This is a genomic window from Mesoterricola sp. JemC181 (genome assembly GCF_055384585.1).
In genome coordinates this window covers 2,360,504-2,382,814 of sequence record NZ_AP045076.1, presented here as the reverse complement: position 1 = coordinate 2,382,814, position 22,311 = coordinate 2,360,504, and the positions used below count along the sequence as shown (strand labels likewise).

26 protein-coding genes are annotated in these 22,311 nt (G+C 69.9%); 16 read left to right on the top strand and 10 right to left on the bottom strand.

From position 1 onward, the window contains the following. Window positions 1-68: 68 nt before the first annotated feature. Genes ACZ5MC_RS10465 through ACZ5MC_RS10450 form a run of 4 tightly spaced genes read left to right on the top strand, consistent with a single transcriptional unit; the run spans window position 69 to window position 2,449 of the window. A complete protein-coding gene (locus ACZ5MC_RS10465; RefSeq protein ID WP_306600284.1) occupies window positions 69-353 on the top strand; it encodes an EscU/YscU/HrcU family type III secretion system export apparatus switch protein in 285 nt (94 codons plus the stop codon). Next, window positions 350-1,198: a PHP domain-containing protein gene (locus ACZ5MC_RS10460; protein ID WP_306600283.1), complete on the top strand. Its 849-nt coding sequence runs from the start codon at window positions 350-352 to the stop codon at window positions 1,196-1,198. The genes ACZ5MC_RS10465 and ACZ5MC_RS10460 overlap by 4 nt, the downstream gene beginning before the upstream one ends. Before the next feature lie 19 nt (window positions 1,199-1,217). After that, window positions 1,218-1,616 carry a response regulator gene (locus ACZ5MC_RS10455; RefSeq protein WP_306600282.1) on the top strand — a complete coding sequence of 133 codons (399 nt, stop codon included), beginning with the start codon at window positions 1,218-1,220 and terminating at the stop codon, window positions 1,614-1,616. Next, window positions 1,613-2,449, top strand: a complete 837-nt coding sequence (locus ACZ5MC_RS10450; RefSeq protein WP_306600281.1) for a tRNA pseudouridine synthase A — start codon at window positions 1,613-1,615, stop codon at window positions 2,447-2,449. Before ACZ5MC_RS10455 ends, ACZ5MC_RS10450 begins: the two co-directional genes overlap by 4 nt. A 177-nt stretch (window positions 2,450-2,626) precedes the next feature. Here ACZ5MC_RS10450 and ACZ5MC_RS10445 read toward each other — a convergent pair whose 3' ends face one another. Beyond that, on the bottom strand, window positions 2,627-3,940 hold the full coding sequence (locus ACZ5MC_RS10445; RefSeq protein WP_306600280.1) for a hypothetical protein: 1,314 nt from the start codon (window positions 3,938-3,940) through the stop codon (window positions 2,627-2,629). A gap of 199 nt (window positions 3,941-4,139) precedes the next feature. Between ACZ5MC_RS10445 and sdaAB the strand changes: the two genes are divergently transcribed. Genes sdaAB through ACZ5MC_RS10425 form a run of 4 tightly spaced genes read left to right on the top strand, consistent with a single transcriptional unit; the run spans window position 4,140 to window position 7,756 of the window. Further along, window positions 4,140-4,808 (top strand): L-serine ammonia-lyase, iron-sulfur-dependent subunit beta, encoded by a 669-nt coding sequence (sdaAB, locus tag ACZ5MC_RS10440; RefSeq protein WP_306600279.1) that lies wholly within the window; start codon window positions 4,140-4,142, stop codon window positions 4,806-4,808. After that, window positions 4,809-5,696: an L-serine ammonia-lyase, iron-sulfur-dependent, subunit alpha gene (gene sdaAA, locus ACZ5MC_RS10435; RefSeq protein ID WP_306600278.1), complete on the top strand. Its 888-nt coding sequence runs from the start codon at window positions 4,809-4,811 to the stop codon at window positions 5,694-5,696. It abuts the gene before it with no gap. Window positions 5,697-5,720: 24 nt separating this feature from the next. Beyond that, a complete protein-coding gene (locus ACZ5MC_RS10430; protein ID WP_306600277.1) occupies window positions 5,721-6,365 on the top strand; it encodes a GNAT family N-acetyltransferase in 645 nt (214 codons plus the stop codon). Window positions 6,366-6,388: 23 nt separating this feature from the next. Further along, on the top strand, window positions 6,389-7,756 hold the full coding sequence (locus ACZ5MC_RS10425) for an MATE family efflux transporter (RefSeq protein ID WP_464517696.1): 1,368 nt from the start codon (window positions 6,389-6,391) through the stop codon (window positions 7,754-7,756). Window positions 7,757-7,798: 42 nt separating this feature from the next. Here the strand turns inward: ACZ5MC_RS10425 and ACZ5MC_RS10420 are convergent, their stop codons facing one another. Beyond that, a complete protein-coding gene (locus ACZ5MC_RS10420; RefSeq protein WP_464517695.1) occupies window positions 7,799-9,724 on the bottom strand; it encodes a transglycosylase domain-containing protein in 1,926 nt (641 codons plus the stop codon). Window positions 9,725-9,831: 107 nt separating this feature from the next. Here ACZ5MC_RS10420 and ACZ5MC_RS10415 point away from each other — a divergent pair, with 107 nt between their 5' ends. Beyond that, complete coding sequence (locus ACZ5MC_RS10415) at window positions 9,832-10,770, top strand: L-lactate dehydrogenase (RefSeq protein ID WP_464517694.1); 939 nt, start codon at window positions 9,832-9,834, stop codon at window positions 10,768-10,770. Here ACZ5MC_RS10415 and ACZ5MC_RS10410 read toward each other — a convergent pair whose 3' ends face one another. Genes ACZ5MC_RS10410 through ACZ5MC_RS10395 form a run of 4 tightly spaced genes read right to left on the bottom strand, consistent with a single transcriptional unit; the run spans window position 10,771 to window position 13,645 of the window. Beyond that, the gene (locus ACZ5MC_RS10410; protein ID WP_464517693.1) at window positions 10,771-11,373 is read right to left on the bottom strand and encodes a hypothetical protein; all 603 of its coding nucleotides are present in this window, start codon (window positions 11,371-11,373) and stop codon (window positions 10,771-10,773) included. It abuts the gene before it with no gap. A gap of 45 nt (window positions 11,374-11,418) precedes the next feature. Further along, window positions 11,419-12,720, bottom strand: coding sequence for a hypothetical protein (locus tag ACZ5MC_RS10405; protein ID WP_464517692.1), 1,302 nt, complete (start codon window positions 12,718-12,720; stop codon window positions 11,419-11,421). Beyond that, window positions 12,717-13,322 (bottom strand): hypothetical protein, encoded by a 606-nt coding sequence (locus ACZ5MC_RS10400; protein WP_306600271.1) that lies wholly within the window; start codon window positions 13,320-13,322, stop codon window positions 12,717-12,719. The genes ACZ5MC_RS10405 and ACZ5MC_RS10400 overlap by 4 nt, the downstream gene beginning before the upstream one ends. Next, the gene (locus ACZ5MC_RS10395) at window positions 13,322-13,645 is read right to left on the bottom strand and encodes a hypothetical protein (RefSeq protein ID WP_306600270.1); all 324 of its coding nucleotides are present in this window, start codon (window positions 13,643-13,645) and stop codon (window positions 13,322-13,324) included. Before ACZ5MC_RS10395 ends, ACZ5MC_RS10400 begins: the two co-directional genes overlap by 1 nt. Window positions 13,646-13,706: 61 nt before the next feature. On the opposite strand from ACZ5MC_RS10395, the gene map reads away from it, so the two are divergent. The 6 genes from map (at window position 13,707) to ACZ5MC_RS10365 (ending at window position 18,634) form a co-directional block, all read left to right on the top strand. Further along, a complete protein-coding gene (gene map, locus ACZ5MC_RS10390; protein WP_306600269.1) occupies window positions 13,707-14,501 on the top strand; it encodes a type I methionyl aminopeptidase in 795 nt (264 codons plus the stop codon). A gap of 101 nt (window positions 14,502-14,602) precedes the next feature. Next, window positions 14,603-15,325, top strand: coding sequence for a 4-(cytidine 5'-diphospho)-2-C-methyl-D-erythritol kinase (locus ACZ5MC_RS10385; RefSeq protein WP_306600268.1), 723 nt, complete (start codon window positions 14,603-14,605; stop codon window positions 15,323-15,325). A 10-nt stretch (window positions 15,326-15,335) separates the two neighbouring features. Further along, a complete protein-coding gene (locus tag ACZ5MC_RS10380; RefSeq protein ID WP_464517691.1) occupies window positions 15,336-16,250 on the top strand; it encodes an ABC transporter ATP-binding protein in 915 nt (304 codons plus the stop codon). A 2-nt stretch (window positions 16,251-16,252) separates the two neighbouring features. Further along, the gene (locus ACZ5MC_RS10375; RefSeq protein ID WP_306600266.1) at window positions 16,253-17,281 is read left to right on the top strand and encodes an ABC transporter permease; all 1,029 of its coding nucleotides are present in this window, start codon (window positions 16,253-16,255) and stop codon (window positions 17,279-17,281) included. Window positions 17,282-17,443: 162 nt separating this feature from the next. Next, on the top strand, window positions 17,444-17,830 hold the full coding sequence (locus ACZ5MC_RS10370) for a hypothetical protein (protein ID WP_306600265.1): 387 nt from the start codon (window positions 17,444-17,446) through the stop codon (window positions 17,828-17,830). 45 nt (window positions 17,831-17,875) lie between these two features. Beyond that, window positions 17,876-18,634, top strand: a complete 759-nt coding sequence (locus ACZ5MC_RS10365; RefSeq protein WP_306600264.1) for a C40 family peptidase — start codon at window positions 17,876-17,878, stop codon at window positions 18,632-18,634. 284 nt (window positions 18,635-18,918) lie between these two features. Here ACZ5MC_RS10365 and ACZ5MC_RS10360 read toward each other — a convergent pair whose 3' ends face one another. The 4 genes from ACZ5MC_RS10360 to ACZ5MC_RS10345 all read right to left on the bottom strand — a co-directional run bounded on the left by ACZ5MC_RS10360 (window position 18,919) and on the right by ACZ5MC_RS10345 (window position 20,979). Further along, complete coding sequence (locus tag ACZ5MC_RS10360; RefSeq protein WP_464517690.1) at window positions 18,919-19,668, bottom strand: sulfite exporter TauE/SafE family protein; 750 nt, start codon at window positions 19,666-19,668, stop codon at window positions 18,919-18,921. A gap of 79 nt (window positions 19,669-19,747) precedes the next feature. Further along, window positions 19,748-20,335, bottom strand: a complete 588-nt coding sequence (locus ACZ5MC_RS10355) for a peptidylprolyl isomerase (RefSeq protein WP_306600262.1) — start codon at window positions 20,333-20,335, stop codon at window positions 19,748-19,750. A gap of 22 nt (window positions 20,336-20,357) precedes the next feature. Next, window positions 20,358-20,729 (bottom strand): PIN domain-containing protein, encoded by a 372-nt coding sequence (locus tag ACZ5MC_RS10350; RefSeq protein WP_306600261.1) that lies wholly within the window; start codon window positions 20,727-20,729, stop codon window positions 20,358-20,360. Next, window positions 20,716-20,979, bottom strand: coding sequence for an AbrB/MazE/SpoVT family DNA-binding domain-containing protein (locus ACZ5MC_RS10345; RefSeq protein WP_306600260.1), 264 nt, complete (start codon window positions 20,977-20,979; stop codon window positions 20,716-20,718). Before ACZ5MC_RS10345 ends, ACZ5MC_RS10350 begins: the two co-directional genes overlap by 14 nt. A 123-nt stretch (window positions 20,980-21,102) precedes the next feature. On the opposite strand from ACZ5MC_RS10345, the gene ACZ5MC_RS10340 reads away from it, so the two are divergent. Then, window positions 21,103-22,257: a 6-phosphofructokinase gene (locus ACZ5MC_RS10340; protein ID WP_306600258.1), complete on the top strand. Its 1,155-nt coding sequence runs from the start codon at window positions 21,103-21,105 to the stop codon at window positions 22,255-22,257. Window positions 22,258-22,311: the final 54 nt, after the last annotated feature.

The following is a 22,311-nucleotide window of genomic DNA, read 5'->3' as shown; positions in this document are numbered from 1 at the left end:
CCACCCGGACCGGAACCTGGGCCTCCCAGGTTCCGGTCCTGTTTAGGGCCGGGATGTTAGGCTGGAACATGGCACGAACCCCGCCCCGCTCCAGCGCCGTCGCCCTGCGCTACGCCCCCGAGGCCCCCTTCAAGGACCTGGCCCCGCGCCTGGTGGCCAAGGGCGAGGGTCTCCTGGCCGACCGCATCGTGGCCCTGGCCCGGCAGCACGGCATCCCCGTGGAGCGGGACCCGGACCTGCTGGCCGCCCTCGAGCCCCTGCAGATGGACCAGGTCGTCCCCCCGGAGCTCTTCCAGGCGGTGGCCATCATGCTGGCCGCCATCTACCGCGCCAACGCAGGAGCCGCTCCGTGATCGACCTCCACAGCCATTCCATCTTCTCGGACGGCACGGACACCCCCGAGGTCCTGGCGGCCCTCGCGGACTGCGCGGGCCTGAAGGCCCTGGCGCTCACCGACCACGACACCCTGGAGGGCCTGGGGCGGTTCCTGGCCTGCCAGGACCGCACCGACGCCGAGCTGGTGCCGGGCATCGAGCTGAGCTGCCGGTACCTGGGGCGCGTGCTGCACGTGCTGGGCCTGTTCGTCGACCCCGGCAATGACCGGTTCCGGGCGCGCATCGAGGACATGCGGGAGCGGCGGGTGGACCGCAACCGGCGCATGGTGGCGCGGCTCCAGGACATGGGCGTGGCCATCACCTGGGAGGAGGTGGCGGCCCTGGCCCCCACCGACGCGATCTCCCGCACCCACTTCGCCCGGGCCCTGGTCAAGCATGGCGCCGCGGGCAGCCCCCAGGACGCCTTCCGCCGCTTCATCGGCGATGACGGCCCGGCCTTCGTGCCCCTGCGGGAGCTCACCCCGGAGGACGCCGCCACCTGGATCCGCCAGGCCGGAGGGGTGTCCGTGGTGGCCCACCCCGGCCGGTTCAGCCACCGGAGCTTCCGCTGGGAGGCGGCCATGGCGGAGCTGAAGGCCCAGGGCATCCAGGGCCTCGAGGCCCACTATCCCGACTACGGCCCCGCGGAGCACCAGTACTTCCTCGAGCTGGCGCGGCTCCTGGAAATGGTGCCCAGCGGCGGCAGCGACTACCACGGCGGCCACAAGCCGGGGCAGTACCTGGGCGTGGGCACCGGCTCCCTGAACGTGCCCGACGGCGTCCTGGATCTCCTCAAGGGACTCCGCCCCGCGGAAACGGTATAAACTGGCCCCTGAGGTTCCAATGAGCAAGAAGATCCTGATCGTCGAGGACGACCCCATCAACGTGAAGTTCATGAAGGTCGTGCTGGTCCGCAAGGGCGGCTTCGACGTGGTGGTCTCCGAGGACGTGGACGAGATCCTGGCCATCGTCGCCGCCGGGGACGTGTCGGCCGTCATCATGGACATCAGCCTCTCCCGCTCCATCCACCTGGGCCAGAAGGTCGACGGCATCTACATCACCCGCCTGCTGAAGGCCGACCCGGCCACCAAGGGGGTCCCCGTCATCCTGGCCACCGCCCACGCCATGACCGGCGACCGGGAGCGGTTCCTGGCGGAGACGGGCGCCGAGCACTACCTCTCCAAGCCCCTCCACGACCCCGACCACTTTCTGCGGGAAGTGAACAAGGTCTTCCCGGCATGAGGCCGCCCAAGGGCCTGGCGCCGAGGACGGGCGGCTACCGGCTGCTGGTGGAATACGACGGCTCCCGCTTCCAGGGCTGGCAGAAGCAGGGCCCCAAGCAGACCGCGCAGGGCGTGCGCACCGTGGCCGGAACCCTGGAGCGCGTGCTGCAGGAGGCCGGGCTCACCGTATCCAGCCTGGGCGGCTCGGGCCGCACCGACGCGGGCGTGCACGCCCTGGGGCAGGTGGCGCACCTGCACCTTTCGGGGACGAACCCCAAGTTCTGGGAACTCCAGCGCATCCTGGACGAGGGCCTGCCCGGGGACGTGGCCGTGCGCGCCGTGAACCCCTGCCCCGCCGGATTCCATGCCCGCCACGAAGCCACCGCCCGCACCTACCTGTACCAACTCAGCCTGCGCCGCACCGCCTTCGCCAAGCCCTACGTCTGGTGGGTGAAGGCCCCCCTGGACCCCCAGAGGCTCCAGGAGGCCTGGCTGGCCTTCCAGGGCAACCAGGACATGAGCGCCTTCGCCGACCTGGTGAAGGGCGAGGATCCCCGCTGCCAGATCCACGCGATGGACTTCGCCCAGGACGGCGCCCTGGTGCTGCTGCGGGTGACCGCGGGCCATTTCCTGCACAAGCAGGTGCGGCGCATGGTGGGGGCCTCGGTCCTCTGCGCCCTGGGCAAGGAGCGGGTGGAGCGCATCGTCCGCGACCTGGCGGCCCCGACCCCCGAGGCGAACCTGTTCTGGGGCGCCGCCGCGGCGCCTTCCGCCGGGCTCTTCCTGGAACACGTGCACTATCCCGGCGGCGCGGAACTGCCGCCGCTGCGGGCCGAGACGCGGGTGCTCTAGAGGCAGTTTGATTTTCAAGGGGATCCTCCTGGCGTCCGGGCCCCTTCCGGTCCCGTCACGACAGGATCTGTGGTTCGGAAGCGAAGGAGGTTCCCCCTCCCTGACCGGACGCCTCCGCCTCGACCCGGGCCGGGCGAGGCAGGGGGTGGCACGTGTCCGCGTTCGTCCGCCCCTTCCCTATTCGGGCGGCAGCGCGATCCCTTCCGCCACGTCCTCCGGGTCGGAGTTCGGGTAGGCGGCGGCCAGGATCGCCGCATAGCGGGGCGAGGCCAGGAAACCGGGGCGCCAGGTCTCCAGGAAGGCCGGCACCTCGGCCCTGCCGGTCGCGGGCGCGGCCAGGTAGCGGACCACGAATTCGCCCAGGGCCTGATGCATCCAGTGGTAGATCAACAGCTGAAACTCACCGGTGAGCTTGTCGCGCTTCATGGCGGCGGCGAGGGCCTCGTCCTTCCGGCCCTTGTCCATCCGGACCATGGCCGTGGCGAGCTTCTCCGTGACGATCTTCTGGCGCAGGTAGGCCGTTCCCAGGAAGACGAAGGCCCGGTTGCGCATGAGGGCCACCTGGGCGCTTTCGACGGCGTCCTTCCAGGCGATGAATTCCCGGAAGTCCCCTCCCGGTTTCGGGGGGGTCACCACCTTCACGCCGCCGGGCGTGCAGAGGCTCGCCACCCAGCCCTCCACCACCTTGTCGAAGTAGGGCCGCGCAAGGGCCGGACACTGGTCGTAGTTGACGCCGGGGTCGTATCCGGTGAAGGCCCGGAGATTGTAGACGAAGAGGGTATTGAAGAAGTAGTCCGCAAGCATTTCCGTGGGCATGAGGTTGCCCTTCAGGTGGAGGGCCCCGAAGGCCTCATGGCTGCTCGTGTGGTAGACCAGGTCCTTGCGGATCCGGGGAACCCGGTAGAAGTGGAAGGGGTTGGACACCCCGGCCTGCACGTCCTTTTCCGCGAGGGGCGCGAGGTCCCCGGCGGTCCCGGACGGGGCCTTCTCCTCCTTGGCCTCTTCCGCCAGGGGGCCCCCATCCAGGATGGAGATGGCATGCGGGGCCATGATCACCAGGTCGGCCCGGGGGGACCGGCTGAAGTCCTCCCGGAAGCCCCCGCTGAACCGGGCGAGCCGGGGAAGGCGGGCCACCTCCAGGTTGAAGATGACGCGCTCCCTGGATTTGGCGCCGTGCTCGAGGCTGAACGTCCCGCTCACGTCCCCGTGGCCGATCCGGGCGGAATCCACGTAGAGCCGCATCACCGAATGGGGCAGGAGCCGGATCTCCCCCCTGCCTTCGGCGACCGCGCCCTCGGCATGGTCCTGCGTGACGGCGGCCCCGAAGGGCGCCCCGGGCCCTGTGGGGGTGAACCGGACGATCCATTCGGACCCGGACCGGTTGGCGATCTCCTGGCCCAGGGGCTCCCAGGCCGCGTGGGCATACGATCCGGCCGCCAGGGCGAGGCCGGCCACCAGCCCAAGGTGTTGAAGTTTCATGGGGAAATGCATGGCGGGTCTCCTTGGGCCGCGTTCCGGGCGATTCGCGGCCTGGAAAGCGGACCATTAAATATTTATTACCGATGCGCCCGTGTCAAGGACCGTGGGTCCGGGCTGGCCCGGAGGGTCGCAACCCATTGCGATGCAGTCGCAGCGCCCATTCCCGGCGACGTACGGTACATTCGTAGGTTCACGCCTGGAGACCGGAACCTTGGGCATCTTCGACATCATCGGCCCCGTCATGGTGGGTCCCAGCAGTTCCCACACGGCAGGCGCCGTGCGCATCGGGGCCTTCGCCCGCAAGCTCCTGGGGGAGGAGCCGGCCTCGGCCGTCCTCGGGCTCCACGGCTCCTTCGCCGCCACCGGGGAGGGCCACGGCACGCCCCTGGCGCTGCTCGCGGGCCTCCTGGGCATGGATCCCGACGACGAGGGGATTCCCGCCGCCCGGGAGATCGCCCTGGAGCGGGGCCTGGACTTCAGGTTCGAGGACGTGGACCTGGGCGACGTGCACCCCAACTCGGTGCGCCTCCAGCTGGCCTCGGGCGGCACGGAACTGACCGTGTCGGCCAGCTCCGTGGGGGGCGGGCGCATCCGCGTGTTCGACATCGACGGGTTCCAGGTCGACCTGGACGGGGTGTACCCCACCGTCCTCCTGGCCTACCCGGACCGGGCCGGCGCCGTGGCGATGGTCACCACGATCCTCTCCAATGCCGGCATGAACATCGCGACCCTCAAGGCCCACCGGACCTCCCGCGGGGGCCAGGCGCTCATGGCGGTGGAACTGGACCACACCCCCACCGCCGGCGTCCTCAACGCGCTGCGGCACCTTCCCCACATGGACCAGGTGCGGTTCGTCCCCCGCCTTGGGTTCGGAGGCTGAATGACCCACGCCCAAGGCACCCTGGCATCCTACCGGGCCGAGGCCGAGGAACGGGGCGTCGCGCTGTCCCGGGTCTTCCTGGACGGGGAGGCCCGCCAGAGCGGGAAGCGCCCCGAGGTCCTGGAGGCCCTCATGCTGGACCGCATGAACGTCATGCGCCAGGCCGTGGCCCGGGGCCTGGCGAAGCCCCAGCATTCCCGGAGCGGACTCATCCGCGGCGATGCGGCCCGCATGGACCGGTGGATCGAGGGCGGGGGGTCCCTTCTGGGCCCGGCCTTCTCCCGCCTCGTGGCGGCCGCCCTCTCCGTGGCCGAGGTGAACGCCTGCATGGGCCGGATCGTGGCCTCCCCCACGGCGGGGGCCTGCGGCGTGCTCCCGGCGGCGCTGTTCCGGGTGGCGGAGGAGAAGGGCTGCGGGGACGAGGCGCTGGTCAGGGCCTTCTTCACGGCCGGCGGGATCGGCCTGGTCATCGAGAAGCTGGCCTCCCTGAGCGGGGCCGAGGGGGGCTGCCAGGCCGAGGTGGGCTCGGCCTCGGCCATGGCCGCCGGCGCCCTGGTGGAGCTGATGGGGGGCACCCCGGTCCAGGTGGACCACGCGGTGGCCTTCGCCCTGGCCAACGTCATGGGCCTCATCTGCGACCCCGTGAAGGGCCTGGTGGAGGTGCCCTGCGTCAAGCGCAACGCCATGGGGGCGGTGAACGCCGCCGCCTGCGCGGAGATGGCCCTGGCCGGCATGGAGAGCGTGTTCGCCGCCGACGCCGTCATCGAGACCATGGGCAAGGTGGGACGCCGGATTCCCGAGGAATACCGGGAAACCGCCCGGGGGGGTCTGGCGGTGCTGCCGCTTTCCGGATGCGAATCTTGTGGACAAGGGAACTTCTGCTCTTAATATGACATATTCAATTCATACATCATGGGAGAAGCCGGATATGGGCAACGAACAGCTAAGCATCGGCTGGGGGGCCTGACCGTGGGCCCCGAGTCCTTTCCCCAGAACGTCGCCCTGCGGGACGGCGCGGTCGTAGAAGTCCAACCCTTGAAACCAGGTGATATGGACGATCTCCACATCTTCTACCGGGGCCTCCCGGCCGAGGACCGCCTGGTGCTCAAGGATGACGTCACCACCCTGGAGTGGTCCCGGCGCTTCCGCCACCGCCTGGAGACCGGGGAGGTGATCTCCCTCGTCGCCCGGAGCGGCGCGGCCATCGTCGGCGAGGGGACCCTCTACCGCACCTTCCACGGCTGGACCCGCCACGTGGGGGAGATCCGCATCGCCTGCCACGCCGACTACCGGCGCAAGGGGCTGGGCACCACCCTGGTCTCCACCCTGGTCAAGCTCGCCACCGACCTGGGCATCGAGAAGATCATCGTGCAGGTGGTCGCGGACCAGCTGGGCGCCCGCAGGACCTTCGAGAAGCTGGGCTTCCACAAGGACGCGGTCCTGCCCCACCACGTCATGGACCTCGGCGGCGCCAAGCACGACCTGATCCTGATGGCCAACGACATCCCGCTCATCTGGGCTGCAATGGAGAGCATGAACCTGGAGATGCCGGTCTAGGACCGGACCCAGGGACCTCGCCATTGACGACCACCCCTGAACCTGGCCTGGAGCCCGCCCAGGCCCACGTCGATCTCGGCCAGGGCCCCGTCCTCGCCCTGCTGGTGCGGTACGCCGTCCCGGCCATCGTCGCCACCGCGGCGGCCTCGCTGTACACCATCATCGACCGCGTCTTCATCGGCCACGGCGTGGGCCCCATGGCCATCTCCGGCCTGGCCCTCACGTTCCCCCTCATGAACCTGGCGGCGGCCTTCGGCGCCATGGTGGGCGTGGGCGCGGCGGCGCTGGTGTCCATCCGCCTGGGCGAAGGACGCCGCCTCGAAGCGGACGCCGTCCTGGGCAACGCCATCTTCCTGAACCTGCTGCTTGGACTCTGCTTCACCGTGCTCGGCCTGGTCTTCCTGGACCGCGTCCTGGCCACCATGGGCGCCAGCCCGGAGACCCTGCCCTTCGCCCGGCAATTCATGCGGATCATCCTCCTGGGCAACGTGTTCCAGCACCTCTACCTGGGGCTGAACGGCATCATGCGGGCCTCCGGGCACCCCCGCCGGGCCATGGCCACCACGCTGCTGACCGTGGGCGTGAACCTGGTCCTGGCGCCCCTGTTCATCTTCGGATTCGGCTGGGGGATCCGGGGCGCCGCCCTGGCCACGGTGGCCGCGCAGATCGCCGGCACAGGGGTCTCCTTCAGCCACTTCACCTCCGGCCCGAGCCCCCTGCGCTTCGCCCTGGCCCGCCTCCGGCCCCGGCCGGCGGTCATCCGCGACATCTTCGCCATCGGCATGTCCAGTTTCGTGATGCTCTTCTGCTCGAGCATCGTCATCCTCCTGGTCAACATCCGGCTGGAGCGCTACGGCGGCGACTACGCCATCGGGGCCTTCGGCATCATCAACGCCATGACGAGCCTCTTCGTCATGATCGTCATCGGCGTGAACATGGGCATGCAGCCCATCGCGGGATTCAATTTCGGAGCCCGCCGCTTCGGTCGGGTGCGCGAGGTTTTCCGTTGGGCCGTGGTCCTGGCCACCGGGGTCACGACCCTGGGCTTCCTGCTGTGCGAGCTCGCGCCCCAGGCCGTGGCCGGCACCTTCACCCGGGATCCCCGCCTGACCGCGATGGCCGTCCGTGGCCTGCGCCTGACCTTCATCGTCTTCCCCTTCGTGGGCTTCCAGATGGTGACCTCCAGCTTCTTCCAGTCCATCGGCCGGGCCCGCATCTCCCTGTTCCTCGCCTTCTCCCGGCAGGTGATCTTCCTGATCCCGTTCCTCATGATCCTCCCGGCGCATTTCGGCCTGGACGGGGTCTGGATCGCCGAGCCGGTGGCGGACCTCATCGCCTTCCTCATCGCCGTGGCGCTCATGCGCACCCAGGGCGTTCGCCTGGAAGCCTGAGAGGCCCAGGAAACCGAAGGATTGTTTACTCTCGCCAAGGATTCAAGGTTGTTCAGGGACCTGGCTCGGGCTTTCCGGAGCAGGCGCATGGAGGGGACAGGGCCGGTCGGGCTCCGTGCCCGGGAGGTAGACCTCGTCCACCTTCTTCGGGCAGGCCTCCGTCGCCAGGTACCCGGTGGCGGGGTCGACGGTGGCGGTGACGATGTCGTCGGGCCTCGGGAAGTCCACGACGGGCCTGGGCTCCAGGGCCCTGGCCATGAACTTCGCCCAGATGGGGGCCGCGACGGCCCCGCCCGTGAACCCGCGGCCCAGGGTTCGCGGCCGGTCGTAGCCCACCCAGACGCCGGTGATCACGCCGGGGGTGTAGCCCACGAACCACGCGTCCTGGTAGTTGTCGGTGGTGCCGGTCTTGCCCGCGGACGGGTGCTCCCGGCTGAAGGCCGCGAGCGACTTGGCGGTGCCGTAGGTCAGCACGTCGCGCAGCATGCTGGTGGTGACGAAGGCGGCCTCGGGGGAGAGCACCGGGGTCAGCGCCGGGGGGAACTCGGTCCAGGCGTCGCGCCTGCGGTCATGGATGCGGGTGATCACGCGGGCCTCGGCCCGGACCCCGGCCGCCGCCAGGGGCGTGTAGGCCTGCACCAGGTCCTTGAGGGTCACCTCGTCCGTGCCCAGGGCCAGGCTCAGCCCGTTCTGGGCCCTGAGGGGCAGCCCCATGCGCCCGGCGAAGTCCACGAAATCGGGGACCCCAACCTGCTCGAGCACCTTCACCGTGACGACGTTGCTGGAGTGGGCCAGGGCCTCGCGCAGGGAGATGTCCCCCAGGCGCTCCCGGCCGTAGTTCAGGGGCTTCCACGTGGCGCCCCCGCCCCGGTCGTAGGCCACGGGCTCGTCGCTCCAGATGCTGGACGCCGTGAGACCCTCCTCCAGGGCCGCGGCGTAGATCAGGGGCTTGATGGCCGACCCGGGCTGGCGCATGGAATTGAAGGCGCGGTTGAGGGAGTTCTGGCCGCCGTCCAGGCCCCCCACGGCCGCGAGCACGTCGCCCGTGGCCGGATCCAGGCACACCAGGGCCCCCTGCAGGTCCGGCGACACGCGCCGGACCCCTGCCTTCAGCGCGTCCTCCGCGGCCTTCTGGAGGTCCAGGTCCAGTGGCGCCGTGATGTCCAGCCCGCCCAGCTCCACCGCGTCCGCCCCGTACAGCCGCACCAGCGCGGCGCGGATCTGGGCCAGGTAGTGGGGGGCCTTGCCGGGCCCCTGCACCGCGCCCCACTGGGAGCGCAGGGCCGCCCTCTGCTGGGCCGAGATCACCTTCAGCTCCTCCATGCGCTTGAGGACCACCTCCCGCCGCATCGCGATGTCCTCGACCTTGCCGAGGGGGTTGTACTTGCCGGGGTTCTTGGGCACGCCGGCGAGGGTGACGCACTCGCCCTCGCTGAGCTCCTCGGGGCTCTTGCCGAAGTAGAGGCGGGAGGCCTGGGCGAGGCCCTGGGCGCCGTTGCCGTAGTAGATCTCGTTGAAGTACATCTCCAGGATCTGGTTCTTGGTGTACTTCGTCTCGAAGTCCATGGCCATGCGGGCCTCCTTGACCTTGCGGTCCAGGGTCGGCTCGGCGGTGAGGAACTTGTTCTTGATGAGCTGCTGGGTGATGGTGGAACCCCCTTCGGCGGCCCTCCCCTTGGCCACGTCCTTCACGAAGGCCCGCGCGATGCTGCGCACGTCGATGCCGCCGTGCTCGTAGAACCGCGCGTCCTCCACCGCCAGCAGCGCCTTCTGCAGGAACCAGGGGATCCGGTCGAGGGTGACCCAGTAGCGCTTCTGGGGCAGGATCCGGCCCACGTAGCGGCCCTGGCTGTCCACGACGCTGATGGGGCCGACGCCCCGGGGGAGCGGGGGGAAGGCGGCGAAGGGCTCCTGGGCGGCCGCCGTGGTCAGGCACGCCGAAAGGGCAAGGAGATGGAAGCATTTCAATTCGGCCATTCCCAAGGGTAGCAGTCCGCCGCGCGGAGGGTGCCGGCGCCGTCGCGCCACGTTTGAAAGCGCGGGGCCCCGCTGCCATGATGGACCTGGGGGTCACCATGAAAATTGCGATCATCGGCGCAGGGAACGTCGGCGCCACCATCGCCTACACCCTGGCCACCCAGGGCATCGCCTCCGATGTGAGCCTCATTGACCTGAACACCGACAAGGCGTACGGCGAGGTTCTCGACATCGCCCACGGGGGCGCCGTCTCCGAGCAGGTGAACCTGCGGGCCGAGGGCTACGAGGGCCTCGCGGACGCGGACCTCATCGTCCACGCGGCGGGCCGGGGCCGCAAGCCCGGGGAATCCCGGCTGGACCTGGCCAAGGGCAACATCCGGATCACCGAGGCCATCATCGGCGGGGTGATGAAGCACTACAACGGCCGGTCCCTGCTGCTGGTCGTGACGAACCCGATGGATATCCTCACGTACGTCTGCTACAAGCGCATGGGCATCGACCGGGCGCGGATCTTCGGGTCGGGGACCGTGCTGGATTCCTCGCGGTTCAAGTTCCTGCTGAGCAGCCACTTCAAGGTCAGTCCCCGGAACCTGCACGCCATGGTCATCGGGGAGCACGGGGACTCGGCCGTGCCGTTCTGGAGCGCGGCCAGCATCGGGCCCCTTCCCCTCTCCGCCTATCCCTCCCCCGAGCACCCGCGGCTTTCGGCGGAGGACCGCGCGCGCATCAGCGCGGACGTGGTGCAGGCCGGGCAGGAGGTCATCAAGCGCAAGGGCGCCACCTTCTACGCCATCTCCATGAGCGTGGCCCGGATCATCCGGGCCGTGGCCGACGACGAGAACCGCCTGCTGTGCGTGTCCTCCTTCATCGAGGACATGCACGGCGTGGAGGACGTCTGCCTCAGCCTGCCGGCCATCGTCGGCCGGGACGGCATCCGGGAGATCCTGCCCCTGCCCCTCGAGCCGGAGGAGAAGGCCGGGCTTCAGGCGTCCGCGGCGGCGCTCAAGGCCATGCTGCGGGACGTGGGGTACCAGTGATCAGTCCACCCAGTCCACCCCCGCGCGGGGCCGCACGGGCATCCTCGCCAGCGCGGCGGCGTTGTGGGGATCGATGTCCCTGCGGGCCTTGAACCGGACGAGGATGCCCCGGTTGTTGATGAGATACAGGTAGCGGAAGCTGCCGTCGGGACGCCGGTACCGGGATGCCGTGGCCACGTCCACCCGGGAGGGTCCCTCGCTGCCGCCCAGCCCGGTGGGATGGGTGTGGATGAAGGTGTAGACCCGCACGCTGCCGTTTTCCGCATAGGGCCGCCCGACCCGGTGGCGCATGCTGCCGGCCTCGGTCTTCTCGTACATGGCCTGCCACCACTGGGAGTGGAAAAAGAGCCGCCGGCCGCCCCCCGGAGGCTGGAAGGTGTAGACGTACGAGAAGAACTCGTCCCGGGAAGGATCGATCCGCCGCTGGCGCACGGCGGCGTGGAACTCGGCCACCGCGTGCCCCACGGCCCGGGACACCTTCGGGAAGCCCCGTTTCCCCAGGAGGTAGGGGTCCCGGCCCGCGGCCTCCCAGATGGGGCCCGGATCCGCGGGTTCCGGCTCGAATCCCAGGAGGAGGGCCAGGGCCAGGATGGGCATGGTCATGAAGACTCCGGGCCGGACCTGCCGTCCGGTCCCGGATAATATTAATTAATTATTAATCAAGTCAAGGGCCTTGTCCGCGAGGCGTCCCAGATCCGTGCTTCCCTGGCCGTTCGCCAAGGATTTGGCCAGGGCCGTCAGCATGGCCCACCGCACCCGGCCGGGCAGATGGCCGGCAAGGTCCGCCGCGGCGGCCACGGCCAGCACCTGGTGGCTGTGGTTGAACGCGGGGTCGTTGGTGGAGGCCGCCTCGGCCAGGATGCCCAGCACGGCGCCCTCGTTCCCCTGGGCCAGCAGCTCGGCCGCGTGGTACATGGCCTGCTGGGGCTCGGCGTCCAGGATGGCCTCCAGGAGGCCCGAGGCGGGGTCCGGGGCCGGGACGCGGGGCGGGACGGCCCGGGGGCGGTCCTCCTCCTCGTCGGTGGGGAACAGGTTGACGAGGGCCGCGCCCTGCACCCAGGTCTCGGGGGCCAGGGGACCGGCGCCGAGGCTGCGCTTGGCCAGATGGGCGAGGTACACGAAGTTCCAGGAGGTCTTGCCCTCCAGGTCCCGCCGGGCGTCCAGCTGCTTTTCCGAGGCGGCCAGCACCAGGGGGGCCAGGAGGTCCCCGCTGCCGGCCCCGGCCCGCACCCGCAGGGAGAAGGAATCCAGCAGATCCACCAGGCCCGAATCGCAGATCTCCCGGGCGGCGGCGGTGTGGGCGGCCGGTTCGGCCTCCGGCGCCCGGTGGGGCACGGGCGGAACCCCTTCCAGGCGCCGGGCGGCGCGCTGGTGCCAGAAGGTGTCGAACGGCTCGGACGCGCAAAGGAAGGCCGCCAGGGCCAGCAGCACGCGTCCCCCGGCCCGGGGCGACTCCAGGGCCAGGAAGAGCTCCCCCAGGTCCCGGGCCATGACCGCCTTGTGGCCCACGTTGGCCATGTCCCGCTCCACCCGGCTCTCCAGGCGCTGGAAGTCCGCGGGGCCCACCTCCTCGATGCCCATGGCCTCGCCCCAGGCGATGGAGGGCCGGTGGGTGGAAATGGCCATGTCCAGGTTCGCCCAGGAACCCGACCCCAGGGCCTCCAGGCCCCTGCCCCGGGCCTCCACCGCGAAGGCGTGGAGCTGGGTGGAGAGGATCCGCAGGAAGCTCGCCTCGGCCAGCAGCGGCTTCAGGCGGAAGGCCGCCCCCAGCCCCAGCAGGCCGTGGGGGATGTGGGGGAGGTAGGCCGCCCAGTCCACGAGCGGCGTGAGGTTCTGGACGGCGTCCCGGGTGGCGTTGCGGGGGCCCTGGGCCCCCGCGGCGCGCTGGGCGAAGGCCTCGAAGAAGGCCGTGGTGGGTTTCTCAAGTTCCCGAAGCCAGTCGGCGCTCACTCCATCCCCCAGGCGTCGCATACCGCGCGGCCCCAATGATGATCCCAGGCGCGCTTCCACACCAGGGTCCCCTCCTGCAGTTTCGACTCCGCCAAGCGGGCCATGAGCGCTTCCTTGAGCGGTTCCGCCCGGCCCCCCAGGGCCGCCTCGGCCAGGGCCAGCAGCTCCTTGTGGAGCCTGCGGGCCTGGTCGTAGTGGTCCAGGAACCCGGGGGAATCCGGGGGCGGGGCCGCGGCCTGGAACCGCTTCCAGGCCTCGAAGGCGGCCCGGGCCCGGGGATCCGACCGCAGGGGCTCCTTGACGGCCTCCCAGCCGGTCAGGTCCTCGGCCTCCACCTTGCCCAGGGCGGCCCGCAGCTTGACGGCCCGGGCCACGTCCTTGGCCAGGTGGGACAGGGCCACCCAGGTGCGGGGCTTGGCCCGCCGGGCCCGGCGCTCGAAGTACGCCTCCATGGCCCCCACCACGGCGTCGGCGGCGATGCCCTCCCCATCCCACGCCTGCAGCTGAAGGAAATCCTCCCGGCTCATGAACGCCTGCCGCCCGTGGAGATGAAAGGCCCATTCGGCTTCCATCCAGTCCAGCTCCTCGCGGGTGTACGGCATCAGGGCTTCTTGGGTTCCAGGACGCCGCCGTCCGTGAGGTGCACGGCCCGGCCGTCCCAGCCGGCGAAGTCCTCCTGGTGGAAGGCCGGCCGCGCGGCGCCGCGCCGGATGACGAAGAGGCCCTGGGCCAGCACGGCACCCGTCTGCGGGTCGTGGATCTTCACCTGCCAGCCCTCGTGGTCCGGCACGCCGATGGCCACGAAGGCCCCGCCCTTGTCGTCCCCGGCCCAGAAGGCCTCCGCCGGGACGCCCGCGGGCTTCTTGGGGATGTTCGGTCCGCAGGCCGTGAGGACCAGTGCGCAAACAATGATTGGTATTCTCATATCCAGCTCCCTGTTCCATGGATTCTAGCGCCTTCGGATAGACTGTGGACTGGAGGCGAAGGTGCCCATCCGCGAGCAGATTCGATACAAAAGCAAAAAAGAGATGGAAAAGCTAAGGGAGGCCGGGCGATTGGCGGCCAATGCCCTGCGCGTGGCCGCCCGGGCCGCCAAGCCCGGCGTGTCCCTCCTGGAACTGGACAAGCTGGCCGAGACCTACATCCGCAAGAACGGCGGGGTCCCCAACTTCAAGGGCTACCACGGCTTCCCCGCCACCCTGTGCACGTCCGTGAACGACCGGGTGGTCCACGGGATCCCCACCAGCTACGTCCTGAGGGACGGGGACATCATCGCCATCGACTGCGGCGCCAAGCTGGACGGGTTCCACGGCGACACGTGCCTGTCGGTGGGGGTGGGCGGGATCAGCGAGCAGGCCCGGCTTCTGCTCCAGTCCAACCAGCTGGCCATGTTCAAGGGCATCGAGTTCTGCCGCGCCGGGTACCGCCTGGGCGACATGGCCACCGCCGTGCAGACCTTCGGCGAAGGCCTGGGCTACAGCATCGTGCGCGAGTACATCGGCCACGGCATCGGCCGGGACCTGCATGAGGACCCCCAGGTGGTGTACGCCGACGTGCGCCCCGGGACGGGCTTCCGCATGGAGCCCGGCATGACCATCACCATCGAGCCCATCTTCAACATCGGCAGCCACCGCTGCCTCGTCGAGCCCGACGGCTGGACGGTGCGCACCGCCGACGGCAGCCTCTCCGCGCAGTTCGAGCACGCCGTGGCCATCACCAAGGACGGGCCCTGGATCCTCAGCATGCCCGACCCCGAATTCGAACTGGAGGACGGCTTCTGATCATCCCGGCCCCCGCCAAGCTCAACCGCTTCCTGGCCGTCCTGGGGCGGTTCCCGGACGGCTTCCACGAGCTGGAGCTGGTCACCACCGTCCTGGAGGGGGTGGAGGGCCTCACCGACACGCTGGAGGGGGAACCCGCCGGCGCCTTCTCCCTGGAGCTCGAGGGGCCCACGGCCGCGGGCCTCAGGGCCGACGAAGGCAACCTCGTGGTGCGTGCGTGGAGGCTGCTTGAGCGGGAGGCGCGCCGGGAGCTCCCCGCGCGGCTCAGGCTCTTCAAGCGCATCCCCGCCGGAGCGGGCCTGGGGGGCGGCTCCAGCGACGCCGCCGCCGCGCTGCGCCTGGGCGACGCCCTTTTCGGCCTGCGCCTTCCCGGCGCCCTCCTGCTGCGCCTGGGCGCGGAACTGGGCAGCGACGTGCCCCTCTTCCTCCTGGGCGGCACCGTGCTGGGCCTGGGGCGCGGGGAGCGGGTCTTTCCCGTGCGGCCCGTGCCCCTGGAGCCCATCCTCATCGCGCACCCCGGCCTCCACGTGGCCACGCCCAGCGTCTACAAGTCCCTGCCCCAGGTGGGCTACCCCTTCCCGCAGGCCTGTCCGAGCCTGGGCGGGGGCGAGGCGCCGCCCTGGCGCAACGACCTCACGGGCGCGGCCATCTATGCCTGCCCCGCACTCAGCGACGTGCGCTCGGCCCTGCTGGACACCGGCGGCGAGCCGCTCCTGTGCGGCTCCGGAAGCTGCTGGGCGGCGCGGTATCCATGCATCCCGGAACGGGACGCCGCCTTGCGCAAACTGGCGGACCAGCCCGGCTGGACCGTGTGGGCCGTGTGAGGAGGCAGGCATGAGCGACATGGCGCTGCGCGTGCGCGGCATCCGGAAGCAGTATCCCAAGGTCCTGGCCGTGGACGGCCTCGACCTGGAGGTGGCCCGGGGCGAGGTCTTCGGCCTCCTGGGGCCCAACGGCGCCGGCAAGACCACCACCCTTGAGATGATCGAGGGCCTCACCCCGGCCGACTCCGGCGACATCGAGATCCTCGGCCTGGACTGGAGGCGCGACGGCCGCGCCATCCGCAGCCGCATCGGCGTGCAGCTCCAGAGCACCAGCCTCTTCAACAAGATCACCCCCAGGGAGGCCCTCGACCTCTACGGCAGCTACTACCCCCGCAGCCGGAGCGCCGCCGATCTCCTGGAGCTGGTGCAGCTCACCGACAAGGCCGACGCCTACCACGTGACCCTCTCGGGCGGCCAGATGCAGCGCCTGGCCCTGGCGCTGGCCCTGGTGAACGACCCGGAGCTGGTCTTCCTGGACGAGCCCACCACCGGCCTCGACCCCCAGGCCCGGCGCTCCCTGTGGGACGTGGTGCGGCGCATCAAGGCCGAGGGCCGCACCGTCATCCTCACCACCCACTACATGGACGAGGCCGAGGCGCTCTGCGACCGGCTGGCCATCATGGACCACGGCCGCGTGCTCACCGCGGGCACCCCCATGGGCCTCATCCAGCAGCTTGAGATCCCCAGCGTGGTCGAGCTCACCTTCCAGGGCGGGGCCCCCGACCCTTCCGCCTTCGCCGCGGCGCTGGGCCAGCCCGTCACCGGCCGCGCCGACCTCTGGGAGATCCCCACCCAGGATCCCAAGGCCCTGCTGCCGTCCCTGCTCGAGGCCGCCGAGGGCGTCCCCTACCAGCAGATCCACGTGCGCAGGGCGACCCTCGAAGACGTCTTCCTGCATCTCACCGGCCGCAGCCTGAGGGACTGACCATGCTGCTCATCCGACAATTCCTCATGGAATGGAAGCTCTACGGCCGCGACCGCGTGGCCCTGTTCTGGACCTTCGCCTTCCCGATCCTCATGCTGGTGGGCTTCGGCACCATCTTCCGCTCCGGTTCGGGGCCCAGCCTGACCCTCGTGGTGGCCGGTCCCGCCTCCCCGGACCTGATGCAGGCCCTGGCGAGGACGCCCGTCAAGCCCCTGCAGCTCACCGCGGCCGAGGCCCAGGCCCGCTGGAAGAAGGGCGACACCGCCGCCCAGCTGGAGGAGGGCCGGCTGCGGGTGAACACCTACCTCGCCGCCCAGGGCCAGATGACGGCCCAGATCGTCCAGCAGGCCAACCTCTCCGTGCAGATCGGCCAGGCCGGCCTCGCCCCCCGGTTCCTCCCGGTCGCCATGGAGAGCCCCGGCAGCGGCCACGCCTCCAACTACGCGGCCTTCCTGCTGCCCGGGCTCCTGGGCATGAACCTTCTGAGCATGGGCCTGTTCAGCGTGGGCATGGTGAACGTGTCGTACCGGGAGAAGGGCAAGTTCCGCAGGCTCGCCGTGACGCCCCTTCCCAAGTGGGTCTTCCTGGCCGGCCAGATCCTGCACCGCCTGACGGTCACGTTCCTGCAGGCCGGGGCCATGCTCCTGGTGGGCCATTTCGGTTTCGGCATCACGAACCAGGGCAGCTACCTCCTGCTGGCCCTGATCATGGCCCTGGGCGCCGCGTGCTTCATGGCCATGGGCTTCGCCCTCTCCGGCTTCGCGAAGACCTCGGAGGGCTACGCCGCCATCTCCAACGTCTTCTTCTTCCCCATGATGTTCCTGTCCGGCGTCTACTTCACTCTCGACAGCGCGCCGCGCTGGATGCAGCAGTCCGTCGTCGCCCTGCCCCTCTCACCCTACCTCAAGGCCCTGCGCGCCGTTTTCAACGACGGCGCCGGCCTCGACGGCCACGGCGCGGGCCTGGCCATCGTGGCGGCCTGGACCGCGGGGTGCTTCCTCGTCGCCGTGAAGAAGTTCAACTGGGCCTGATCCGCCTCGCGAAGGGACTGGGCCTGGCCACAGCGCCCACCCGCAGGTGCCCGGGAACGCGGCATGCCGGCCGACGGCTCCTGGAGGAATCGGTTTGCAATTTCGCTGAAATCGCTACAATTGTGACCGACCAATCATCCGTTTTTCTTCTGAGGAGCACCCATGCTGAAGTCCTTCCGGCTTCCCATCCTTGCCATGTGCGTTTTCGCGGCCCCCCTGGCGGCCCAGGACGCGGAGGCCGCCCTCGCAGCCAAGCTCGTCGGCTCCTGGGAAGGCCGCTGGACCTACGCCGATGCCGGCGGCAAGGCTACCCTGAAGATCACAGCGGCCACCGGGGCCGCCCTCAAGGGCGTGACCAAGTGGTTCGACACCGCAGTGGGCGACTTCGAGGACACCATCAAGAAGACGAAGTTCAAGGGCGCCAAGCTGCAGGTGACCGAGTCGACCATGGACTTCGAGGTCCAGGTCGCGGAGGACGGGAAGACCCTCACCGGCACCTGGGCCTCGCCGGTGGCCTCGGGCCCCTTGACCCTGAAGAAGGTGGACTGAAGGTCCCCCGGGGCAGTCTAGAATCGTTCCATCCCCGGGGAGCGCATGAGTCGCGTCTACGCCATTCTGCTGGCCGGCCTGCTCCTGGCCGGCTGTGCCGCGCCGCGCCCCGTGCCGCCGCGCCCCGCGCCGCCACGACCCGCGCCCGTCAAGCCGGCCCGCCTTGCCCGGGTCGGCTTCACCATCCAGGCCGGAGCCTTCGCGCAGGTGGAGAACGCCTCGCGGCTGGCGGAATCCCTCCAGGCCAAGGGACTGGACGCGGTGTACTACGCGGCGGAGAAGGGACTCTACCGGGTGCGCTTCGGCGACTTCCCCACCCGGGAGGCCGCGCGGCTGCGGGCCGAGGCCCTCAAGGCCGCCGGCGTGATCCAGGCCTTCTACCTCGTGGCGCCGGAGGAGCCCTCCCTGCCGCGGCCCGCGCCCCGGGGAGAGCCGGGCCTGCGCACGAACCTCGTGGACACGGCGGAAACCTACCTGGGCGTGCCCTACCTTTGGGGCGGCACCACGGGCAGAGGCTTCGACTGCAGCGGTCTGGCCATGGCCGTGTACCGCCTCAACGGCCTTCAGCTGCCCCGGAACTCCAGGGACCAGTTCGAGGCCGGGGCCAAGGTGGACAAGCCGTCCCGCGGCGACCTGGTGTTCTTCGCCACGGGCGGCGGAAGCGAGGTGTCCCACGTGGGGATCTACGTGGGCGACGGCGTCTTCATCCACGCCCCCGGCCGCGGGCGGCGCATCGCCCGGGAGCGGCTGGGGGATCCGTACTTCAGGGACAGGTACCTTGGAGCCCGGACTTACCTGGACTGAAGGCTGCCGGCAAACCCCGGGCTTCCTGGACCCAGGATGAAGGGGGCGTTCAAGGCAAGAAGATCCCCATCCATCCCATAAATCCGATTCATCCCGGTTCAGCAGGGCGAGTGCAGGAATGGGTCGGCGAAAGCAGGTACCTTGCGCGCCATCTCATGACTGGCTAGCCCTGCTGAAACCGGGATGAACAGGATTGAGAGGAAAGGGCAGGATAAGGCTTGGCCGGTCCTTTCCTTGGGTTTGCCGCCAGGGCCCGGAATGTGTCAGCAGGAGGGCAGGCCCTCTCAGCGGTACGCCCGGAAAAAGAACGCCGCCGTGATGCCCGCCGTCACCAGGAGCGTGACGGCCCGGATGATGCCCGCCGGCGTCCGGCGGCCCAGCTGCGCGCCCCCGTAGCCTCCCGCGGCCGCGCCGGCGAGCACCACCAGGGCCTCGGGCCAGCGCACCGCATGGGCGAAGGCGAAGATCGCCACGGCCATGAGGTTGGCCGTGCTCACCAGCAGGGTGCGGGGGGCGTTCAGGCTCTTGAAGTCCCGGCCGTCCAGAAGGCCCCAGACGGCCATCATCATGATCCCCACGGCCCCTCCGAAATACCCGCCGTAGATCCCCAGCGCGAACTGGACGGGCAGCACCAGGGCGGGCCGGATCCGCCAACGCCGGCGCAGCCGCTCACCCAGGGAGCGCCCGAAGGCCAGGGCCAGGAAGGCCACCAGGAGAAGCCACGGCAGGACCCGGTCGAAGGTCACGGCAGGCGTCACGAGGAGCAGGCCCGCGCCGGCCATGCCCCCCAGGAGCGTCACCACCATCAGGGGGCGCAGGGAAACCGGTCCCACCGGGCCCAGTCCGTCCCGGTAGGCCCAGGCGCTCGTCAGCCCCCCCGGGAACAGGGCCACGGTGCTGGTGACGTTCGCCTGGACGGAAGGCACGCCCGCCGCGATCAGGGCGGGCAGGCTCACGAAGGAGCCGCCTCCCGCCAGGGCGTTCATCGCCCCGGCCGCCAGTCCCGCACCTGCCAGCCCGAGGAATCCGTCCATGCCGCCATGTTACCAAGCGGAGGCGCTCCCTGGGCCGGAAGTCCGTCCCAGGGACCCTCGTTCGCCCGCCTCCGGCCGGCTACTTCTTTTTCGAAGCCTTCTTCTTCACGGGGGCCGGGGCGCCTTCCAGCACCGCGCCCGTGATGACCACGGGGGTCTGGGGACGGTCGCCGGGGAGGGTCTTCACCTCCCGGATCCTGTCCACGGTCTCCATCCCCTCCACCACCTTGCCGAACACGCAGTAGCCCCAGCCGTCCTGGCCGGGGTAGTCCAGGAAGGCGTTGTCCACCGTGTTCACGAAGAACTGCGAGGTGGCGCTGTGGGGGGCGCCGGTGCGGGCCATGGCCACGGTGCCGCGCACGTTGCGCCAGCCCTTCTCCTGGGCCAGCTTGGCCTCGTTCTGGATGGGGGCCTTGGTGGGCTTCTCGGCGCCTTCGGCGGTCATGCCGCCGCCCTGGATCATGAACTTGGCGATGACGCGATGGAAGGTGGTGCCCTTGTAGTGGCCGCTCTTCACGTAGCCCAGGAAGTTGTCCACGGTCTTCGGGGCGGCCTCGGGATCCAGCTCCAGGGTGAAGCTGCCGAGGGTCGTGGTGAACTTGACCTTGGGGTTTGCTGCCAGGGCCGCGACGGCGGCGAGGGCGAAGGCTAGGGTGCGGATGCGCATGGGGGATCTCCGATGGGGCTCATTATGCACCAGGGAATACCGTCCCCGGAATACCGCGCAGTTCCTCCCGCAGCGTGCCCAGGGGCAGATGCCCGGCCTTGCGCGCGGTCTCCAGGGCCATGGCGTCCTCGAAGTCCAGGCCGCCCCGGTAGCCTTCCAGGGCCGCGCGCGGCACGGCGGGATCCTCCATCACCAGGTCCTTGTTGTCCAGGATCATCTCCAGGGCCTCGACCATCCGGGGCCGGGGACGGCCGTGGACGCCCTCCAGGGCGCGCACCGTCTCGGCCAGCACCAGGTGGGAGACCCACACCGGCCCCTCCTCCCGGATGAAGGCCTGGGCGGCCCCGCTCCCGGCGAGGCTGCCCACCAGCAGCGAAGCGTCAGCGGACCGCATGGCGCCTCCTCATGCGTTCCTTGACGCCCTCGAGGAGCTCGGGCCCCGTCTTGTGCAGCACGCCCTCCTGGAGGTCCAGGGCCGTGGCCACGTCGCCCAGCGTGTACTTGCCCACCCGGCGCACCTGGAGGTTCCCGTCCTTGAGCTCCCAGTCGATGTAGTCGCCCGGACCGATGCCGAACTTCTTCATGACGGCCGCAGGGACGGACACCTGGCCCTGGGCCGTGATCCTGGATCGTGCGAGACTCATGCGAACCTCCGAGCGGGTCCAGTGTATCCATTACCGGATTAATGGCCGCCTTTTTGTTCGCATCGGAGACCGTTGGGGTACCATTCAGAAAAACACGGCGCGTCACCTTTCCTGGAGGCACACATGCGAATCGGCGTCCTTACCGGCGGAGGCGACGTTCCTGGCCTCAACCCCTGCATCAAGATGCTGGTGGCCCGGGCCATCGAGGAGGGCTTCGAGGTGGTGGGCATCCGCCGGGGCTGGGCGGGCCTGCTGGAGTACAACCTCGACGACCCCGAGACCCATTCCAGGTGCATCCTGCCCCTGGACAAGTTCAACACGCGCACCGTGGACCGCACCGGCGGCACCTTCCTCCACACCAGCCGCACCAACCCCGGCAAGGTGAGCCTGGGCCGCGTCCCGGACTTCCTCAGGCCCACGCTGACCCCCGACCAGGAGGGCCCCTTCGACTTCACCCCCCACGTGCTCAAGGTCATCGAGAAGCTGGGAATCGACATCCTCATCCCCATCGGCGGGGACGACACGCTGAGCTACGGCGAGCGCATGCACCAGGAGGGCGTGCCCTGCGTGGCCATCCCCAAGACCATGGACAACGACATCTACGGGACCGACTACTGCATCGGCTTCTCCACCGCCGTCACGCGGAGCGTGGAGTTCATCCACCAGCTGCGCACCTCCGCGGGGTCCCACGAGCGCATCGCCATCGTCGAGCTCTTCGGGCGGAATTCGGGCGAGACCTCGCTCCTGGCCTCCTACCTGGCCGGCGTGGACCGCGCCCTCATCAGCGAAGTGCCCTTCGACCCCGTCCGGGTGGCCGAGAAGATCATGTCCGACAAGCGGAGCAACCCAAGCAACTACGCCATGATCACCGTGAGCGAGGGGGCCCACATGATCGGCGGCATCCCGGTGGAGTTCGGCGAGGCCGACGCCTACGGCCACAAGAAGCTCGGCGGCATCGGCAACATCCTGGGCGACGCCCTCAAGAAGCTCACCGGCGAGGACGTGCTGAACCAGCAGGTCTCCTACCTCATGCGCAGCGGCGCCCCGGACAGCCTCGACCTCATGGTGGCCGTGAACTTCGCCAACGTCGCCATCAACATCATCAGGAGCGGGGAGCGCAACCGCCTGGTGGCCCTGCGCAACGGCACCTACACCAGCGTGCCCATGTCCACCCTGACCCAGGGCCTCAAGCGCGTGGACGTGGCGGAACTGTACGACAAGGACAACTACCGTCCCAAGGTGCGCCACGTGGAAGGCAAGCCGATGTTCCTTTATTGAAGGCGCCGCCGGGTTTGTCATCGCAAGGTTAATTTCCGCCCCGCGGCCTTGCCA

Bases quoted from the DNA above. Each gene is read 5' to 3' on its own strand.
- ACZ5MC_RS10370 (WP_306600265.1), top strand. From the start codon at position 17,444: ATGCTGAAGTCCTTCCGGCTTCCCATCCTTGCCATGTGCGTTTTCGCG.
- ACZ5MC_RS10395 (WP_306600270.1), bottom strand. From the start codon at position 13,645: ATGAGAATACCAATCATTGTTTGCGCACTGGTCCTCACGGCCTGCGGA.
- sdaAA (WP_306600278.1), top strand. From the start codon at position 4,809: ATGACCCACGCCCAAGGCACCCTGGCATCCTACCGGGCCGAGGCCGAG.
- ACZ5MC_RS10350 (WP_306600261.1), bottom strand. From the start codon at position 20,729: ATGCGGTCCGCTGACGCTTCGCTGCTGGTGGGCAGCCTCGCCGGGAGC.
- ACZ5MC_RS10365 (WP_306600264.1), top strand. From the start codon at position 17,876: ATGAGTCGCGTCTACGCCATTCTGCTGGCCGGCCTGCTCCTGGCCGGC.
- ACZ5MC_RS10375 (WP_306600266.1), top strand. From the start codon at position 16,253: ATGCTGCTCATCCGACAATTCCTCATGGAATGGAAGCTCTACGGCCGC.
- ACZ5MC_RS10455 (WP_306600282.1), top strand. From the start codon at position 1,218: ATGAGCAAGAAGATCCTGATCGTCGAGGACGACCCCATCAACGTGAAG.
- ACZ5MC_RS10430 (WP_306600277.1), top strand. From the start codon at position 5,721: ATGGGAGAAGCCGGATATGGGCAACGAACAGCTAAGCATCGGCTGGGG.
- ACZ5MC_RS10380 (WP_464517691.1), top strand. From the start codon at position 15,336: ATGAGCGACATGGCGCTGCGCGTGCGCGGCATCCGGAAGCAGTATCCC.
- ACZ5MC_RS10450 (WP_306600281.1), top strand. From the start codon at position 1,613: ATGAGGCCGCCCAAGGGCCTGGCGCCGAGGACGGGCGGCTACCGGCTG.
- ACZ5MC_RS10465 (WP_306600284.1), top strand. From the start codon at position 69: ATGGCACGAACCCCGCCCCGCTCCAGCGCCGTCGCCCTGCGCTACGCC.
- ACZ5MC_RS10345 (WP_306600260.1), bottom strand. From the start codon at position 20,979: ATGAGTCTCGCACGATCCAGGATCACGGCCCAGGGCCAGGTGTCCGTC.
- ACZ5MC_RS10410 (WP_464517693.1), bottom strand. From the start codon at position 11,373: ATGACCATGCCCATCCTGGCCCTGGCCCTCCTCCTGGGATTCGAGCCG.
- ACZ5MC_RS10445 (WP_306600280.1), bottom strand. From the start codon at position 3,940: ATGCATTTCCCCATGAAACTTCAACACCTTGGGCTGGTGGCCGGCCTC.
- ACZ5MC_RS10400 (WP_306600271.1), bottom strand. From the start codon at position 13,322: ATGCCGTACACCCGCGAGGAGCTGGACTGGATGGAAGCCGAATGGGCC.
- ACZ5MC_RS10360 (WP_464517690.1), bottom strand. From the start codon at position 19,668: ATGGACGGATTCCTCGGGCTGGCAGGTGCGGGACTGGCGGCCGGGGCG.
- ACZ5MC_RS10340 (WP_306600258.1), top strand. From the start codon at position 21,103: ATGCGAATCGGCGTCCTTACCGGCGGAGGCGACGTTCCTGGCCTCAAC.
- ACZ5MC_RS10355 (WP_306600262.1), bottom strand. From the start codon at position 20,335: ATGCGCATCCGCACCCTAGCCTTCGCCCTCGCCGCCGTCGCGGCCCTG.
- ACZ5MC_RS10415 (WP_464517694.1), top strand. From the start codon at position 9,832: ATGAAAATTGCGATCATCGGCGCAGGGAACGTCGGCGCCACCATCGCC.